Source organism: Sutterella sp., from assembly GCF_052272535.1.
Lineage (GTDB): Bacteria > Pseudomonadota > Gammaproteobacteria > Burkholderiales > Burkholderiaceae_F > Sutterella.
This window is the reverse complement of the sequence record NZ_DAVZJY010000025.1, coordinates 1-16,933: the sequence shown is the minus strand read 5'-3', so window position 1 is coordinate 16,933 and position 16,933 is coordinate 1. Positions and strand designations below refer to the sequence as shown.

13 protein-coding genes are annotated in these 16,933 nt (G+C 69.0%); 4 read left to right on the top strand and 9 right to left on the bottom strand.

All coding sequences use genetic code 11. The features are described from left to right. Window positions 1–243 precede the first annotated feature (243 nt). Window positions 244–1,131, top strand: coding sequence for a c-type cytochrome biogenesis protein CcmI (ccmI, locus tag ACT6Y9_RS02775; protein WP_295477304.1), 888 nt, complete (start codon window positions 244–246; stop codon window positions 1,129–1,131). Window positions 1,132–1,219: 88 nt separating this feature from the next. On the opposite strand, the gene ACT6Y9_RS02770 is transcribed toward ccmI, so the two are convergent. From ACT6Y9_RS02770 to ACT6Y9_RS02740, 7 genes are all read right to left on the bottom strand, one after another. Then, entirely contained in the window at window positions 1,220–2,083 is an 864-nt protein-coding gene (locus tag ACT6Y9_RS02770) for a DUF1266 domain-containing protein (RefSeq protein ID WP_443743431.1), read from the bottom strand. Then, complete coding sequence (locus tag ACT6Y9_RS02765; protein WP_443743430.1) at window positions 2,080–4,380, bottom strand: peptidase U32 family protein; 2,301 nt, start codon at window positions 4,378–4,380, stop codon at window positions 2,080–2,082. Before ACT6Y9_RS02765 ends, ACT6Y9_RS02770 begins: the two co-directional genes overlap by 4 nt. Next, window positions 4,377–5,093, bottom strand: coding sequence for an ankyrin repeat domain-containing protein (locus ACT6Y9_RS02760; protein WP_443743429.1), 717 nt, complete (start codon window positions 5,091–5,093; stop codon window positions 4,377–4,379). The genes ACT6Y9_RS02765 and ACT6Y9_RS02760 overlap by 4 nt, the downstream gene beginning before the upstream one ends. Before the next feature lie 182 nt (window positions 5,094–5,275). Beyond that, entirely contained in the window at window positions 5,276–6,052 is a 777-nt protein-coding gene (locus ACT6Y9_RS02755) for a TatD family hydrolase (RefSeq protein ID WP_295477312.1), read from the bottom strand. A 13-nt stretch (window positions 6,053–6,065) separates the two neighbouring features. Further along, complete coding sequence (locus ACT6Y9_RS02750; RefSeq protein ID WP_443743428.1) at window positions 6,066–8,489, bottom strand: ABC transporter permease; 2,424 nt, start codon at window positions 8,487–8,489, stop codon at window positions 6,066–6,068. 16 nt (window positions 8,490–8,505) lie between these two features. Beyond that, window positions 8,506–9,540 (bottom strand): HlyD family secretion protein, encoded by a 1,035-nt coding sequence (locus ACT6Y9_RS02745; RefSeq protein ID WP_295477316.1) that lies wholly within the window; start codon window positions 9,538–9,540, stop codon window positions 8,506–8,508. Between the two features lie 98 nt (window positions 9,541–9,638). Further along, complete coding sequence (locus ACT6Y9_RS02740; RefSeq protein ID WP_443743427.1) at window positions 9,639–11,045, bottom strand: TolC family protein; 1,407 nt, start codon at window positions 11,043–11,045, stop codon at window positions 9,639–9,641. Between the two features lie 262 nt (window positions 11,046–11,307). Here ACT6Y9_RS02740 and ACT6Y9_RS02735 point away from each other — a divergent pair, with 262 nt between their 5' ends. Then, complete coding sequence (locus ACT6Y9_RS02735; RefSeq protein WP_443743426.1) at window positions 11,308–11,961, top strand: heme-binding beta-barrel domain-containing protein; 654 nt, start codon at window positions 11,308–11,310, stop codon at window positions 11,959–11,961. 154 nt (window positions 11,962–12,115) lie between these two features. Here the strand turns inward: ACT6Y9_RS02735 and ACT6Y9_RS02730 are convergent, their stop codons facing one another. Beyond that, the gene (locus tag ACT6Y9_RS02730) at window positions 12,116–12,583 is read right to left on the bottom strand and encodes a hypothetical protein (RefSeq protein WP_443743425.1); all 468 of its coding nucleotides are present in this window, start codon (window positions 12,581–12,583) and stop codon (window positions 12,116–12,118) included. Between the two features lie 166 nt (window positions 12,584–12,749). After that, window positions 12,750–13,706 (bottom strand): LysR family transcriptional regulator, encoded by a 957-nt coding sequence (locus tag ACT6Y9_RS02725; RefSeq protein ID WP_443743424.1) that lies wholly within the window; start codon window positions 13,704–13,706, stop codon window positions 12,750–12,752. Between the two features lie 176 nt (window positions 13,707–13,882). Here ACT6Y9_RS02725 and ACT6Y9_RS02720 point away from each other — a divergent pair, with 176 nt between their 5' ends. Beyond that, window positions 13,883–15,592, top strand: coding sequence for a TerB N-terminal domain-containing protein (locus ACT6Y9_RS02720; RefSeq protein ID WP_443743423.1), 1,710 nt, complete (start codon window positions 13,883–13,885; stop codon window positions 15,590–15,592). A gap of 59 nt (window positions 15,593–15,651) precedes the next feature. Further along, window positions 15,652–16,933 (top strand): ATP-binding protein (locus ACT6Y9_RS02715; protein ID WP_443743422.1); only part of this gene is annotated, 1,282 nt, incomplete at its 3' end.

The window sequence follows — 16,933 nt, the reverse complement described above, 5'->3', positions numbered from 1 at the left end:
CCGCCGCGAAGTAACCGGCAGGAATGAGGGCGGGCTCTCCCCACGGGAGAGCCCACCCCCGGACCGACCGGAAGGAAGGGGACGATTCCGACCACGGGACCGTCCCCTTCGTCTTCCCGGCCCTTCCGGCGCCGACACCCCCCAAGAGGCCTATGGGGCGCTTCGGGCCGGCCGCGTTAAGATCGGGCGCTCCCATCGTTCTGTAGACTCTCGTCGTTTTCCCCCACTTATCCGGTCCGCCTCATGTCGAATCCCTGGATCCTCTACGCCGTCTGCGCGCTCATGCTCATCGTCGCGGTGGCGGCGCTCCTGCCGACCATCCTGCACGCGAAGGAGGCCGCGCCGGAAGCCGAGCGCGACGCCCGGGCCGAGGCCCTCGCCGCCCAGGCGCTGCGCGCCGAGAAGGCGCGGCTCGACGAAGACTTCGCCGCGGGCCGCATGGACCGGGAGCACTACGAGGCGCTCCTCACGGACCTGAGGCGCCGCGTGCTCGAGGAGCAGAAGCCCGCCCTCAACGAAGAGGAGAAGTCCGCGCCCAAGGCCGATCCGCTCAACTTGAGCCGCGGGCAGTTGGCCGCACTCGTCACGGCGCTCATCTGCACGATTTCAATCGGCTCCTACGCGTTCCTGGGCGCTCCGGAGATGCTCGGCCTCGCGCAGGCGCAGAAGGTCCTCCAGGGCACGGCTTCCGCCGAATCCATCGAGGACTACCTGAAGAGCTCCCCGAAGGACGGCCGCGCGTGGGTGCTTCTCGCCCACCGCCGCATCGACTCCGGGGACTTCCGCGGGGCGGCCGAAGCCTACCGGAACGCCCGCGAATCGTCGCCCAAGATCGCCCGCGACCCCGACGTGTCGCTCGAATACGGCGCGGCGGCCCTGACGGCCCGCGATCCGCAGTTCTTCGCCGACGCCAACAAGGCCCTTCAGGAGGCGCTCGCGCAGAAGCCCGGCGACCCGCGGGCCGAGCAGCTCGCGCTCATGGGGGCCGTGGCCGCCGAAGACTGGGCGCGTGCGCGCGACCTCACCCGCATGATGCTCGAGCGCATGCCGCCCGACAGCCCGGACTACATGCAGGCCGAGCAGACGCTCCGGATGCTTGAGTCGCGCGCGGCCTCCGCGGCCGGCAAGTAGCCTTGTCGCTGCTGCAGACGAAGACGCCCGTTTTTCCGATTGAGGAGAAGCGGGCGTTTCTCTTGAGCCGCAGCAGGACGGAAGGGCGTCAGTAGACCTCGGGCGCGTCTTCGTCGGCCTTCACGACGGGCCAGGGGAAGGCGGTCCAGGCCCCTTGCGGCTTCTTGACGGAAAGGAGCGTCGCGGTCGTCTTCGCCGCCTGCAGGAGCGCCTCGGCCGCAGCCTTCTCGCTCATCGCCACTCCCTTCCAGAATTCGCCGAGGATCCACGAGCGGCGCAGATCCTGCCAGGAGGCGCAGCGCAGCAGCAGCTCGCCCGCGATGCGCGATTCCATGCGCGCCACATCGTCGGCCGCGGCTGAGTCGCTGGCCTCGGCCTTGGCGACGAAAGCCGCGCCCTGCAGCAGGTCCCAGCCGCGGAGCGCCGTCCAGTCGAGGCGCCCGCGGAAGAAGTCCGCGGTCATGCGCAGGCGCTCCATGCGCGCCGCGAGCGTTTTGTCGTGGGTCACCACGTCAAAGCCGCTCCACCCCAGGGCCGTGTCGTTCTTCAGGAGGTCCTTGAGGCATCTCGCGTCCTGCACGCGCTTGAAATCCGCGGCGGCACCCGCTCCTTCGACGAGAAGCCGGAAGTGCTCGTCGAGGTCCTCGCTCGACATGATCTCGAGGGTGGATGAGAACTCGTGGAGAATCTCGCCCGCCGAAAGATCGCTGTCCGAGATCTCGCCCGAGCTCCAGCCTTCTTTGAGAAGCGGCAGACGCGCGGCTTCATGCACGAACGCCCGCACGGGAATGTCGTCCCAGAAGACCGGGGCGGCCGCCTGCGCTGCACCCGGCGCGCCGGCGCCGCCGTCCGCAGTAGGACGGTCCATCGCGTTGACGAGCGCTGTGAGGAGCACGCTCATCGAGGTGCTCGGCGCGAGGAGTTCAAGAGGAGCTTCGTCGGAATTCATCATGCGCGGCCGCGTCCGGAGGAGGAGCGTCCCGAGGAGTTTGAACGGCCGGAATGACTGGAACGGCCTGCCCGGTCGGGTCGATCGGACCAGGTGTTCCGCCCCCGGTCTTCGCCCCCACGGCGCTCCGAGTGGATCATGCTCCCATTGTGCTTCCTGCCGGGCGCTTCGTGCGGCTTCGTGCGGGTCGGGTGCGTCTCGCTTCCGGCGCGGCTACCGCGGGGCGCCCGGGTCTGCGGTGCATGAGCTCCCTGTGCGGCCTTCGCCGCATTCGGCGCAGCGGGGCGTCCGTCCGCCCTCATCGCCGCGGCCTCCACATCGGTGCGCTTTCTCACGCGCTTTGTGAAGTCCGTGAGTCCCGTCAGCGTCATCTCGCAGGGCGAGGCCTTGCAGTGGAAGTCCGCGCGGAACTTTTCGCCCGCGGAGTTGACGAGAACGAGGGGTTCGGGGCGCAGGAGCGCGCGCTCCGTGGTCTCAAGGATTTCGGGGAAGGCTTTCAGCATCTTCGGGCAGAGCTTCAGGGCCGCGCGCACGCAGTGGCGGCAGGTCATGAGTTCGGCCGAGGCGACGGGCTTGATTTCGAAGGCGGGGGCGGTCACCAGCGCGCCGTGGGCGGCGTAGAAGGCCTTTGTCTGAAGGTTGGCGGCGTTCGCCTTGAAGCCGAGGATGCGCTCGGGGTAGGGAGCCGCATCGTCCCACGGGGCGCGTGCGGGCTTCGGGCGGGCCGCGGCGCGGGCTTGGAGGAGGTCCTCCACCGCGGCGCGCCTCAGGTTGTTGGCGAAGCTCGTCGGCACGAAGACGTCGAGGTCTTCGGGGATGCAGACGCTTCTCGCCGCAAAGGGCGTGTCGCCCAGGCGCGCGAGGTTCTGCCTGAGGGAGGCGATGTTCTTCTGTGGATCCGACGGGGCGGAGAGGTCGAGCGACACGCACGCGCTCGCGCAGTGTTCTCCGTCCGAGATCACCAGGTCGAGTCCGTCCTCGTGGTTCGTGAAGACGAGGTCCACGGGGATGCGGCGCTCGGCGGTCCTCCCTTCCATGAGCCTGAGGAACGCGTGGTCGCGGTTGCGCTTGAGCTCGAGCCCCGCCCTCAGGCCCTCCAACTTCGCGACGGGTTCGGCCGGAAAGAGCGCCCAGCGCCCGGATCCCGGCCGGCCTTCGGGTTCGGCGCGGTTGACGGCGAGCCCGTGGATCTCCTCGTCGTCGCCGAGGTAGGTGAGGCCGTCGCCGTTCGCAAACGCGACGCCGGGCTTCGCCGAGACGAGGATGCGGTCGCGCTCGACCGACTCCACCCGCCCCGCGGGGTCGCCCATGTGCTTGGGGCTCTCGAGCTCGGCCACGGCGTAGGGCTTGTCGAATTCGCGCCCGTGGATGAAGTATTCGGTCTTGCCGCGGTTGAAGACCTTCTCGGGCGAAGGCTCGAAGGTGAGCGTGCTCGTTCCGTCCGACGTCCGCGAGAGCTCGGGGCGCCGGGCGATGATGTCGTCCAACTTCCTGCGGTACCAGGCCGTGACGTTCTTCACGTAGGGAAGGCCCTTCAGGCGCCCTTCGATCTTGAAGGACGAGACGCCCGCGTCGATCAGGGCCTCGAGGTTCGCCGTCTGGTCGTTGTCCTTGAGCGAAAGAACGTGCCGGCGCTTGGCGAGCATGCGCCCGTCCTCCGTCAGGACGTCGTAGGGGAGGCGGCAGAGCTGCGAGCATTCGCCGCGGTTGGCGGACCGCCTCGTCACGGCCTCGGACATCCAGCACTGGCCCGAGTAGCTCACGCACAGGGCGCCGTGAATGAAGAACTCGATGCGGGCGTGCTGGAGCCGCGCCCGGACGGCCGCGATCTGATCGAGCGAGAGCTCTCGCGCGAGCACGAGCTGCGAGAAGCCGACGGATTCGAGGAACGCCGCCTTCTCGGGCGTGCGGATGTCGCACTGGGTCGAGGCGTGCAGCTCCACGTCGGGGAGCTCGCCCATCAGCAGGCCCATGTCCTGCAGGATCAGGACGTCGACTCCGGCGCGGGCGACGTCGAAGGCGAGCGCCCGGGCGGCGTCGATTTCGTCGTCGCGAAAGAGGGTGTTCAACGCGACGAAGACCCGCGCTTGGTAGCGGTGCGCGTAGTCGCAGAGCCGCGCGATGTCTTCGAGCGAATTGCCCGCCGCGGCGCGCGCGCCGAAGGCGGGGCCGCCGATGTAGACGGCGTCCGCGCCGTGGTCGATCGCGGCGATGCCGGTTTGGGCGTCGCGGGCGGGCGCGAGGAGCTCAAGGGCCGTCGCGGGGGGAACCGCACTCCAGGATCCGGCGTGCAGCGTCATCGGGGCGCACCTCCGGCGCGGCCCTTCACGGCGCAGGCCTTGACGGCGAGGTAGTCGGCGAGCTCCGCGTCGCCGGAGCGGCGCGCGAAGTCCGCGGGCGACTCGCCCTTGTCGGTGCAGTAGTCGCGGAAGGCGCCGGCCTTGAGGAGCATCACCACGGAGTCGCGCGAGGGCTTCCTCGCCGCCATGATGAGGGGCGTCACGCCCGAAGTGGTCTGCACGTTGGGGCTGACGCCCGCCTTGAGCAGGCGCTCGATGAACCAGGTGCGGCCTTCGGTCGCGGCGTAGTGAAGGGGCGTCCAGTTCGCGCCCGCCTTGGGGTCGGCGCCCTTCTTGAGAAGTTCCTCGAAGATCTGCTTGTCGCCCTTGAAGACCGCAAGCATCAGCGGCGTCTCGCCGAAGCGGTTGACTTCGTTGACGGCGAGCCGCCCGGAATTGAGGAGCGTCTCGGCGACGTCGGGCGTGTCCGCGCGCATCGCGTACGTGAAGGCCGTGTCGCCGTTCTCCATGCGGAAGTTCGGGTTCGCGCCTCGGTCGAGAAGCGTTTTGAGCTCCTGGGCCTGCCCGGCGCGGACCGCCTGGCGGACTTCGGCGAGCTGCGCCGACGTGAGGGCGTTTTCCTCAACGGGAGCGGCGGAGGAGGCCGCGATGGACGAGAAGAAGGCCGCGGCGCAGAGGAGCGCGGCGGCGCAGGAGGAAGGGCGGACGGACATGGAAGGTCTCGAGGGAGTCGATTTTGGGCGAAAGAATAGCACCGGCCTGCGCCCGCGCCGCCCCCTGACGCCGCCCCCGTGTGCAAGCGGGTGTTGCGCGTCCGGGGGCTTCTCCCCGACGAAAAAGGCCCGACCGGCGGGAGCGTGCAAGATTCGACGACGACGCCCTTCCGGGCGCGGGATCAGAGCGGCAGCCTGAAGAACCGGATGGTATTGGCGCAGATTGCGGCGAGCGTTTCGTCGACGTCGAGCCCCTTCACTTCGGCGATGGTCTCGCCCACGCGCCGCGAGTAGACGGGCTCGCAGCGCTTTCCCCTGTAGGGCACGGGTGCCATGTAGGGCGAGTCCGTCTCGATCATCAGGCGCTCGAGCGGAATCGCTGCCGCAATGGCGCGCAGCGCCTCGTTCTTTCTGAAGGTGAGGTTCCCCGTGAAGCTCACGTGCCCGCCGGCGGCCACCACGCCCTCGGCCGTCTCGAGCGACCCGCAGAAGCAGTGCATCACGAAGCCTATGTCGCCAGCCTTCGCTTCGGCGAGGATCTCGAGCGCTGCGGCTTCGGCGTCCCGGGCGTGGACGATCAGGGGGCGCCCGGCCTTCCGCGCCGCGGCGATGTGCCGACGAAAGCGCGCACGCTGCCAGTCGAGGGGCTCCTTGCACCAGTAGAAGTCGAGCCCCGTCTCGCCCACCGCGACCATGCCGGGCTCCTCGGCGCGCTCGGCGATTTCGTCCACGTCCGCCTCGCGCGCGTCCTGGTACTCCGGATGCACGGCCCAGGCGCCGAAGAGAAAGCCGGGATGAAGGTCGAGGAGCGCGCGGAGCGGTTGGATGTCTCCGTCCTCGCACCCGATCGTCACGGCGGCGGGCATGCCCGCCGCCTTCATGCGCTCGATCACGGCCTCGCGGTCTTCGTCGAAAGCGTGGTCGGTGAGGTGGCAGTGAGAGTCGATGAAGGGCGTCATGGTTTGAATGGCCTTAGTCGATGTCGTTCACGGAGAGCTTGCGCGGGAACTCCTCGATCGCGCCCACGCGCATGAGGAAGAAGGACCCGTAGAGCACCGTGAGAAGGAGAAGGTGCGCGCAGGCGGGAAGAACGTCCGCTAGAACCGCGCCGTCCTGAGCGGCCGCGGCCGAGGCGTAGATGCCAGGCGTCGAGGGAAGGATCTGCGCGACGCCCGCCGCAAGCGGATGCATGTTCTCCACCGGCCAGACCGCGCCCGAGATGAAGAGCGCCGGCGCGGAGATGATGACCGTGAGGGGCGCCGTCCAGGCGTTCGAGCGCACGGTCGTGACGATGGTGAGTCCGAAGGCGACCACCGCCGCGGCGTAGAGCGCGCAGACGAGGAGCACCGCCGGGGGATTCGCCATCGCGCCGTATTCACCGAAGAGGAACCCGAACCCCTGCATGTAGAGGAGCCACCCGAAGGCGATCGACCAGTAGGCGAAGAAGAGCCCGAGGCCCTCGCACCAGGGGCGCGCCACCACGTCGCGCACGAAGTTCCTCCGCGGGCGGCGGTAGAGCCAACCGCCCACCGACATGCCGATGCCCATGAGGAGCACGGCCTGCACGATCACGGGACCCACCAGGGGCACGGTGAAGTTGCCGTAGCCCGAGATCTCGTTGAAGCGGTAGGTGACGAGAACGCCCGGAGCGGAGAGCGTCGCCGCCTTCATCATCGTTCCGTCGGCGCCCGGGGTCATCACGCTCGCGAGGTCGATCCGGGAACGGGCGTCCCCCACCACGCCCGAGACCGCGCCCTGCACGGCGCGCGCCTTCACGGGGTAGGCGCCGTTGCCGAGCACGTGGATCGTGGTGTTGCGTCCGCGCGCGAGGTCCTCCGTATATTCGGGCGGAATCGTCACGAGGACGTCGGCGGTGCGGCGGCGGAAGGCGTCCATGCCTTCGGCTGCGGAATGCACGACGAAGCGGACGTCGGCGGCGGGAGCGGCCTCCAGGGCCGAGATGAAGCGCCCCGCGGCGGCCGAGCGGTCCAGGTCGACGATCCCGACGGGGATGCCCTCGACCTGCTGCGTGCCGTAGGGCCAGCCGTAGAAGATGAGGTAGAAGGCGACGGCGCCGCCCAGAATCGCGATCGTGTCGCGCGAGAGGAAGGCGTGCCGGAGCGTCAGCCCGAAGGCGGCAAGGAAGCCCGTGCGCGGACGGTCGGGGGCGTCCGAGAAGGCGTCGTCCTTCTCGGCCGAAACCGTGAGGTTCTCGCTCATGCGCTCGCGGCGCTCCCATTTGCGCACGCGCGCGGTGAGGAGCGGAATCGAAATCGCGAAGCAGAGGACCGGGAAGACGAGCATCTCAAGCTGCGTCTTCGCAACGGCGTCCAGGGGGCTGCCGAGGATCCAGATCTGCGCCTGCGCCTCGAGGTAGTGTGTGAGGGGAAGGAGCAGGCCGAAGAGCCTCGCCCCCGGCGTCATCGCGTCGAGCGGGAAGGAGAAGCCCGTGAAGGGGAAGGTCGGGGCGATGAGGCAGATCGAGGCGGATAGCGCGATCACCCACGAGGGGGCGAGCGCCACCGCGAGGGAGGTCAGGGCCGCCATCGAGAGGATGAGGAGCCACCCGGCCGTGAACCAGAAGAGAATCGGGCCTGCGGCGCCCCAGCCGGCCCATCCCGCCCAGCCCGCGGTCCAGACCGAGATGAGGACGAGCCAGACCGACACCCAGGGAATGAACTTCCCCACCATTGCGGCCGAGACCGATTCGCCCGCCTCATCGATGAGCTCGCGCAGGCCGCCCTCGCGCCACTCGCGCGTCAACATGCAGACGAAGCCGAGCAGCGCCCCCAAGGCCATCAGGCCCGGGATGAAGGTCGGGAGCAGGTAGGCGACGAAGTTGAAGCTCACGTTCCCCATGAAGAGGACGTCGGGAATCGAGGCGCGCAGGCGCGCCGCGTTCTCGCGGAAGCTCCCGCCCGACTGAGCGGTGCTCCTCACCGCGAGGCTCGAGAGCTTCAGGGAGGAGAGCGCCGTCTTCACGTCCACTTCAAGGATCGTGCCCACGGCGTAGTAGGTCTTGTTGATCTCGAGCGACACGGGGGCCCCGCGTCCGCGCTTCTGATCGAGCTCAAAGTTCTTGGGAAGCGTGATCGTCGCATAGGTCCGCCGGGCGCGCAGCGCCTCGTCGGCGTCTTCGGCGGATGCGAAGCTCTTCAACTCAATCGACGGAATCGCCGAGAGCGCCGAGACCGCCTGGCGCGAGAGGGCGGAGCCGTCCGCGTCGACGAGACCCACGGGGAGCCCCGTCATCACGCCCGAATTGAAGGCGAAGAGGAGCACCACGCACCAGAAGACGGGCGCGGCGAAGCCGCAGAGCCATTCGAGCGGGTGCGAGAGGACCTGACGGAGTTCGAGCGCCGCGACGTGAGCCGCGTTCCGACACCATTGCCGCATGGCGGGGGACTCCGGGCTACTTGGCGGCGGAGGAGGTCGCGGCGGACGCGCGGTCCACGACCACCGTCATGCCCGGGCGCAGGTCCGGATCGGCCTCGACCGGGCGGGCGCGCACTTCAAACGTGCGGATGTCGTAGCCCGAGGACTGGCGCGTGGCGCGCCAGACGGCATAGTCGCCGCGCGGATTGATCCAGTAGACGCGGAACTTCAGGGACCTGCCGAGCGCGGGCACGTCGGCCGTGAGCTCGGTGCCGACGCGGATTCCGGGGAGCTCGTCCTCGCGGATGTTGAAGACGGCCCAGCTGTCGGCGAGGTTCGTGACGAGAACGACGGGGAAGCCGGCCGGGGTCACCTCGCCCTCGTGCATCACGACGCGGGTGACTTCGCCCGAGGCGGGGGTCCTCACCTCGGCTTCGCCCGCGAGGGAGGACGCTTCGGCGACGCCCCCGGCGGCCTGGTTGGCGAGCGCCCGCGCGGCGGCCTTGTCCTGGCTGCGCGCGCCCTCCTCGAGGGCCGAGACCTTCGCTTCGGCCGCATGCACGAGCTCCGCGGCGCTCCGGCGCTGCGCCAACACTTCGTCGCGGCGCTGCGCGCTCACGAGTCCGTCCTTGTAGAGCGCTGAGACGCGGCCCCAGGAGGCGTCGGCCAGGGCGAGGCCGGCGCGGGCGCGCGTGAGGTCGGCGCGCGCGGCGTCGAGCTCCTGCGTGCGCGGACCTTCGTCGGCGAGCGAAACCTTCGCGCGGGCGGCGGCTTCAACGGCCTTGGCCTGCGCGACCTTCGCCTCGATTTCGGGGAGCGAAAGCCGCGCCACGGCGTCGCCCGCCTTCACGACGTCGCCCTCGCGGACGTGGACGGCGGCGAGACGCCCGGGAACCTTTGCCGCCACGGAGACGGTGGTGGCGTCGATCATGCCCTGCAGCGGCACCGGCGTCGGGGTCATCGCCCGCCAGACGCCCCAGCCGATGAAGAGCGCCGCGCCCGCGAGGACGACGCCGCCGGCCAGGGCCGGAATGAGGGAGGATTTCTGTGCCTGAGTGTTCTGCTGCTGCATTTTGCGGGTTGTTTTGGCAATTGTCGGGTTGAGGGCCGCCCCGAGAGGAAGGTGGGCGGCGTCGGCGTCGGCGGAGGCGGCTCCTGGGCGCTCCGCCTTTACTGGGCGGCCTTGAAGTCGGCGCGGCCGATGGTGTTCGAGAAGTCGGGCATCACGCCGGCGGCGGCGTGGAGCATCGCCCAGGAGACGACGAACTTGTAGGCGGCGGCGCGCTGCGCGATCTGCGCGCCCACGAGCTGCGTGCGCGCCTCGCGGACGTCGATGGCCGTGGAGAGGCCTTCGGCGAAGCTCGACTCCCTCAGGCGCAGGTTTTCCGCCGCCAGGGCGACGGTCGAGGCCGTGAGGTCGTACTCCTCGCGCGCCTGCGTGGTGCGCAGGAACGCCACCTCGACCATCGTCGCCAACTGGTTGTCGGCCTCCGACCGCGCGGCGCCTGCCTTCTCTTCGACGCTGCGCGCGGCGGCGAGCGCCGCGAAGCGGTCCTGGTTGCTCCAGAGCGTGAACTTCACGCCGATCCCGACCATCCAGTCGGGTTCGACCGGGGTGAGGTAGTGTTTGATGAGGTTCTTCGTGCCGAAGGCGAAGACCTGCGGGTGGAAGGCGCCCTCGGCGGCGCGCACGCCTTCGCCCGCCCGGCTCTTCTGCGCGTCGATGCGCGCGAGCACAGGGGAGTTGGCGCGGGCGCGCGCCTGCCACTCGGAGAGCGTGCCGAGGTCGCCCGTGAGGATGAAGAGCGGCGTGGCGAGGTTGGGGAGCGACTTCTCACGGAGCGCGCTCATGAGCTCGGCCTCCGCCACCCGGGCGCTCGTCCCCGCGGCGACGAGCTCGCGGCGGGCCGCGTCGCGCGAGACTTCGACCGACATGCGCTCGATCTTCGAGATGAGGCCCTTCGCCTCAAAGCGCTTCGCGCGGTGGACCTGCTCCTCTTCGTCTGCGAGGGCCTTTTTGCGGAGGTCCTCCACCGAGCGGGCGAGCTGAACGCCCCAGTAGCGCGCGGCGAGGTCGGCGTCCTTCTCTTCGAGACGGGCGTCGCGCGAGGCCGCGGCCTCGCGCACCTCGTGCTCGAGCGCGTTCTGCTTGGCGGTGATCTGTCCGCCCGTGTAGATGGGCCAGGTGGCCGCGATCATCGCGCGCGGCCCCGAGAGGTCGTAGTTTTCCGAGAAACTCAGCCGGCTCGGGATGGGGAGCTTGCCGCCCGTGAGCTGATTGCCGAGGGCCTGCAGGTTCGCCGGCACGTCGACGTCGAGATTGAGCTCCTTCCTCCCTTCGATCTGCATCGCGGTCAAGTCCACCTTCGGGCCCGAGAGCGCCTTGGCGCTTTCGGCCGCGTGCTGCGCGCGGGCGACCTCCGCGGTGTCGGCGCGGAAGATGTCGGCGCGTTCGTGGAAGGTGCGCCGCGCGTCTTCAAAGGTGAGCGCCGACGGGGTGCCGGCGGCTTCGGCCGTGAGGGCGGCGAGCGCAAGAAGAAGGACCGCGGCGGGCGCGGCGCAAAGGGCGATGGGCATGGCGATGGACGACTACTTACCGATCGGTTAGCATGAGTTGAGGCCGGATTTTAGTTGAAAACTCTCCGCCCGGGGCGCGGCCTCGCGGGCGTGTTGACCGGCGCGTTCCCGGCGGATGCAACTCGGAACACTTCCGCAGCGCTCATCGACTACCCGGGCGGGTAGGATGCAGGTGCGCCGCAGGAGGCGCAGGAGCGTGCGCAAGACCCCGCGCACGCCCGACAGCTCTCCGCGGATGCTCCGCAATGAAAGGAGAAAAGAAATGCTGCATCACGAAGACATCTACACGGAGACCCCCTCCAATCCGAACACCCTTGAGGCCCTCGGGCCCCTGGCGCCCCTCGCGGGCACCTGGTACGGCGCCGAAGGCGTGGACACGCACCCCGTCGCCGAAGGCACCGAGTCCGAGCCCTTCGTCGAGACGCAGACCTATGAGCTTCTCGACCCGCAGAACTCCGGCCCGCAGCTCTTCTACGGCCTGCGCTACCACGTCGCCGTGACAAAGCCCGGCGAGCTCACCGCCTTCCACGACCAGGTGGGCTACCTCCTCTGGGAGCCCGCGACGGAGACTGTCTACATGACGCTCGCCATTCCGCGCGGCCAGATCGCGATGGCCTCGGGTAAGGCCAAGCCCGGCGACCGCCGGATCAAGCTCCACGCCGAGCGCGGCACGACCGTGAACGGCATCTGCTCGAATCCGTTCCTCGAGAAGAACTTCCGCACGGAGTCCTGGGACATCACCTTCACCTTCAATAAAGACGGGTCGATCAGCTACGAGGAGGACACGCTCCTCGTGATCCCGGGCGTCGAGCGCGCGTTCCACCACACCGATAAGAACACGCTCCGCATGATCGCCGCGCCGCGTCCCAACGCCGCGATGGTTGAGGCCGGGCTCTGCAACCGCAATCCGAAGTGATTTCCTTTCCTCGCCGGGGCGGCCTGAGGACGATCCTCGGGCCGCCCCGGTGAAGGCGGACGAACGAAGAAGAGGCCCGCCGCACGATGACTCCCCAAACGGGAGTCCGGTGCGGCGGGCCTCTTCAAATGGGCGGGCGGTCAAGGACCGGCGGCTACCACCACCAACCCCAGCCCATGCCCCAGCGCGGACCCCAGAACCAACCGTCGCTCACGTAGAGGCGCATCCGCTCACGCTCGGCCTCGGCCTCCTTGGCGCGGGCCTGCGCGCGCTCGAGCGCAAAGCGCAGGTCCTGGTCAAGACCCGGGGCGCCCTCGGGGCGCTTCAATTCAATCTGCGCGCCGAAGCGGAAGTCCTTCACGACGTAGGGAGTTTCGGTCGAGGCCTTGGCGCCCGAGGGCCACGTTGCGGTGAAGCCCGCAATGACGCCGCCCGCCGCTTCGAGCTCGCTCTTCTTGTAGGGAACTTCGACGGGTGCGCGCCCGTAGGTTTCGCGGCCGTCGGCGCTCGAAATCATCGCTCCCTCCGGGTCGCTCGCCACCTGCACGTAGGTGGTGCAGCCCGAAAGGGCGAGGGCGATGAGGGAGAGCGCGAGAAGTGAGGGTGCTGAACGTAGACGCATGGTGCTTCAAATGCTCCATGAAAAATGTTTCTGCGCTCTCCACTCTAGCACCGCCCTTTGAAAAACAAGGAAAAGAATGGCGACCGTCTGCAACAGGCGGGTGAGAAATGGAAGAGGCCCGCGGGGAACGGGCCACTTCGAAAGGGACCGGGGGACGGCCGGAAGGTCAGTCGGCCTCGAGCGCCCCGAGGCGCTTCGCTTCCGACCGGGCGCTCTGGGTGACGACGCCGCGCACCCACTGCATGAAGGGGTCGGAGTGCGTGCCGTGGTGCCAGACGAGGCAGGGCGTGAAGGGACTCACCTCCGCGGGGGCCGGCAGCATTCTGAGCCCGTAGCGGTTGTCGCGCAGGAAATGCAGCAGCGTGAGCACGGGCGCGATGAACGTGTAGTCCGTGTCCATCAGGGCGTAGGGCACGGCGAGGAAGTAGGGCATCGAAACGGCCGTCTCCTGGCCGGTCGCGCCCGAGGCGGCGGTGCTGAATTCGGGCGCCCCTGAGAAGTCCATCGACACCTGGCGGTAGGCGCGCAGGTCCTCCATCGCGAGGCGCCCCTTTTCGGTGTAGAGCGCGATCAGCGGGTGCCCCTCGCGCACGAGGATCCCGCAGCGCGAGCGGTAGAGCTCGAGCATGTGGAAGTCCTTCGGGACGTTCTTGAGGGGGTAGATCGCGAGGTCGGCGCGCCCGGAGCGCAGCAGTTCGAGCATCTCGCTGTTGATCGGCTGAACTTCAAGCGACGCGTTGGGAGCGGCTTTGGCGAAGCGCACGATCGCCTCGCGCAGGATCGTCATCACCGCGTTGTCCACGCCGAGGATGCGCACGGTGCGCTTCACGCTCGCGATCTCGAAGGTGTCGTTCGAGAAGAGCCCCTTCGAGGAGGTGAGAAGGTCGAGGATGCGCGGCAGCATGTCGCGCATGCGCGTCGTCGGGAGCATCTGCAGTCCCGCGCGCACGAAGAGCTCGTCCTCGAAGATCCCGCGCAGGCGCGCAAGGCGGCGCGAGGCCGAGCCCATGCTCAGGCCGTGCTTGCCCGCCGCGGCCGTGAGGCTCTGCGTCTGGGCGAGCGTGACGAGGAAGCGCAGCTCCTCGAGACTCAGGTCCGGCTGGGGCGTATCGAGAAGCGCCATGAGGATCAGTTCTCCGCAAAGAGTGTCGGGCCGGCGCGGGAGCGCGCCGGACGGTCAAGTTGAAATGCTAATCCACCGCGCCGGTTTTCGGCGGATTTTGCACATGAACGGGGCACCGAAAATGGTCATGCCCTGAGAAAGGACACTTTGCGGTATCCTTTGGGGAGTTGATTTTCGTGAAGGAACGGGGAGTGAAGGAGCGCATCTACACCGACGAGGAGATTCCGCTCGAGGGGACGGGGGGGCCGGCCTGGGCGCACCGCAGCGCCGCGGAGTCCGCTTCGCTGCTCCTCTCTCCGGGCGCGGGCATCGAGATCCCGCCGCGGGTGCTCGAGATGATCGAGTTCGAGCGGAGCCTGAGGCGCCGCGGACTCCCCGAGGAGCGGGTCTTCCGCGAGACGGCGCGGGCCTTCGCGGATCTCGAGCTCGAAGAAAAGCACTCGGCCTGGTTCTCCGCCTACTTCCCGACCTATACGCTGATGAGCCTGCCGCAGCGCCTCGCCTACCTCTCCTGGCGCACGCGTTGGAGGAGGGGCGAGCGCGCCCCCGCGCCCGTCTCCTTCGCCTTCGTGCACCTCTATGAGCTCATCAACGGCGCGCCCGACCCGGGCGCGGACCCGTCGCCCGCGGGGCTCTACCGCGCCGTCGAGTCCTTTTGGGAGGACTACCGCAGGATCGACCTCACGCTCGACCGCTACGCGCCGCAGTGGCTCGATGACTTCGTGGTCTATCACGGGCTCCCGCGCGAATGGATCCGGCCGGGAACTTCACCGGGCGACCCGGCTGGGGTGCGGCGCGTCGCCGCCGTCGCGGCCGACCTCGCCGCGGGGGTGGAGCTCGTCCAAGACCCCGGACGCCTCGAGGCGGCCTTCGCCGCGCTCTCGCAGCGCTCGGGCCACCACCTCGAGAAGTCGGCCTTTTGGCCGGGGCACGAGGAGAAGCTCAAGCGCCTCGCCGTCGAGGTCTTCGAGCGCCTCGCCCGCTCGGAGGGGACCTCCGCCGACCTGTGGCTCGGCGCGCGGCTCGCGCGCACGAGCCGGCTCTTCCGGTCCGCGGTCTTCGACTTCACGGCCGAACCCGAGGACCGGGACTATGTTCTCTCGCCCACGCGCCGCTGGCTCTGCCGCAAGGGCGCCTGGCGGCTCGAGGAGTTCTTCCCCGCGCGCGGCGTCGAGCCCGCGGTGACGCTCCTGATGCGGGTGGTCGAAAAGCGCCTGCGCGAAGCCGAAGGTTGGCGCCGCCCCATCAAGGCCGAGGACCCCGAAGGGCGCATCGACCCGGTGGTGACCGCGGTCCTCGCCGACTGGGCGCGGGCCGAGCGTGCGGCCGCGAATCCCGCGCGGCGCGTGGACTTCTCGAAGCTCTCCGGGATCCGCGCCGACGCCGCCGAAACGCAGGAGAAGCTGATCGTCGAAAACGCGGCGGAGGACGTCCCGGAAGTCGTTGCAAAAGCCTCCCGGGAAGCCGTCGCGGAAGCCGCCCCCTCCGAGCCGCCCGCCGCGTCCTGCGGCAATGCCGCACCGCACTTGCGCGCGGCGGAGCCTGACGCCCGAGGGGCGCATACTGTGGAGATGCCCACGGCGGATTCTGTGACGGCGCCGGCGGAGTCAGGGAGCTCCGCAGCCCCGCAGCCGCCTGCAGCGCCGGCAGGCGACTCGGAAGGCGGCGCGGACCTCAGTCCCGAGGAGCGCGCCTTCCTCCTCGACCTTCTCGCCGGCCGCTTTGACCGCACGCAGACCCCGGGGGGCCTCGCGCCCGAGATGGCGGTGGACCGCCTCAACGAAAAGCTCTTCGACGCCTTCGGCGACGCGGTGCTCGAGTGGGACGGCGCGAAGGCCGCCGTCATCGAGGACTACGCCGAAGACCTCCGCGACCTCCTCGCCTGACACGCGCGTTTCACCCGCCGCCCGACCTTCAACCCGAATTCACGCCGACACCACCCACCATGCCGCAGCCCAAGACTCCGAAGCGCATCGCCCGCACCGTCCTCAACGCCCTGAAGGGCGGCGTCGTGCCGAGAATTGGTCTTCCCTACATCGCGGTCGGCCGCAAGGCCGAGATCGACGCGCTCCTCTCCGACGTCGAGATCGTCGCGGAGGGGGGAGCAAGCTTTCGCTTCATCACCGGGCGCTACGGGAGCGGGAAGAGCTTCCTGCTCCAGACGATCCGCGCCTACGCGATGGACCGCGGGTTCGTGGTGGCGGACGCGGACCTCTCGCCCGAGAGGCGCCTGCAGGGCACGAAGGGGCAGGGACTCGCGACCTACAAGGAGCTCCTGCAGAACCTCGCCACCAAGACGATGCCCGAGGGCGGGGCGCTCACGCTGATCCTCGAGCGCTGGATGGCCGCGGTGAAGGCGCAGCTCGCGCAGGAAGACGTTCTTCCCGGCACGCCGCAGTATCTTCCGGCGGCCGAGGCGAAGATCCTCGGGGCGGTGGCGAAGCTCGGAGAAGTCGTCCACGGCTTTGAGTTTTCGACCCTCCTCGTCAAGTACTTCCGCGCCCTCACGGAGGGCGACGACGAGACCCGCGCCCGCGTGGTCAAGTGGCTGCGCGGCGAGTACGCGACCCGCGCCGAGGCGAAGGCGGAGCTCGGGATCTCGCTCATCGTCACGGACGACAACTGGTACGACTTCATCAAGATCCTTGCGCTCTTTCTCAAGGGCGCGGGCTACGCGGGGCTTCTCGTGCTCATCGACGAGCTCGTGAACCTCTACAAGATTCCCAACAGCATCTCGCGCCAATACAACTACGAGAAGATTCTCACGATCTACAACGACGCGCTCCAGGGGCGTGCGCGCCACCTCGGGATCATCATGGGCGGCACGCCCCAGGCGGTCGAGGACCGCCGCCGCGGGCTCTTCAGCTACGAGGCGCTCCGCTCTCGCCTCGCTTCGGGGCGCTTCTCCATCGAGGGCCGGCAGGACCTGATGTCGCCCGTGATCCGCCTCGAGCCCCTCTCGACCGAGGAGCTCCTCGTACTCATCGAAAAGCTCCAGAAGATGCACGCCGAACTCTACGGGACTGAGGAGAAGCTCGACGAAAAGGCGCTAGCCCACTTCCTCGAGCTCGAATACGACCGGGAGGGGGCGGCGACGCTCATCACGCCCCGCGAGATCATCCGCGACTTCATCGAGGTGCTCAACCTCCTGATGCAGCACCCGGGCCTCACGGTGGACGAGCTCCTTAAGTCCGACGACTTCACGCCGGCCTCGGCCGCGCTCGAGG

Excerpts from the sequence above, each read along its gene's own strand:
- ccmI (WP_295477304.1), top strand. The coding sequence starts at position 244 with ATGTCGAATCCCTGGATCCTCTACGCCGTCTGCGCGCTCATGCTCATC.
- ACT6Y9_RS02770 (WP_443743431.1), bottom strand. The coding sequence starts at position 2,083 with ATGATGAATTCCGACGAAGCTCCTCTTGAACTCCTCGCGCCGAGCACC.
- ACT6Y9_RS02765 (WP_443743430.1), bottom strand. The coding sequence starts at position 4,380 with ATGACGCTGCACGCCGGATCCTGGAGTGCGGTTCCCCCCGCGACGGCC.
- ACT6Y9_RS02760 (WP_443743429.1), bottom strand. The coding sequence starts at position 5,093 with ATGTCCGTCCGCCCTTCCTCCTGCGCCGCCGCGCTCCTCTGCGCCGCG.
- ACT6Y9_RS02755 (WP_295477312.1), bottom strand. The coding sequence starts at position 6,052 with ATGACGCCCTTCATCGACTCTCACTGCCACCTCACCGACCACGCTTTC.
- ACT6Y9_RS02750 (WP_443743428.1), bottom strand. The coding sequence starts at position 8,489 with ATGCGGCAATGGTGTCGGAACGCGGCTCACGTCGCGGCGCTCGAACTC.
- ACT6Y9_RS02745 (WP_295477316.1), bottom strand. The coding sequence starts at position 9,540 with ATGCAGCAGCAGAACACTCAGGCACAGAAATCCTCCCTCATTCCGGCC.
- ACT6Y9_RS02740 (WP_443743427.1), bottom strand. The coding sequence starts at position 11,045 with ATGCCCATCGCCCTTTGCGCCGCGCCCGCCGCGGTCCTTCTTCTTGCG.
- ACT6Y9_RS02735 (WP_443743426.1), top strand. The coding sequence starts at position 11,308 with ATGCTGCATCACGAAGACATCTACACGGAGACCCCCTCCAATCCGAAC.
- ACT6Y9_RS02730 (WP_443743425.1), bottom strand. The coding sequence starts at position 12,583 with ATGCGTCTACGTTCAGCACCCTCACTTCTCGCGCTCTCCCTCATCGCC.
- ACT6Y9_RS02725 (WP_443743424.1), bottom strand. The coding sequence starts at position 13,706 with ATGGCGCTTCTCGATACGCCCCAGCCGGACCTGAGTCTCGAGGAGCTG.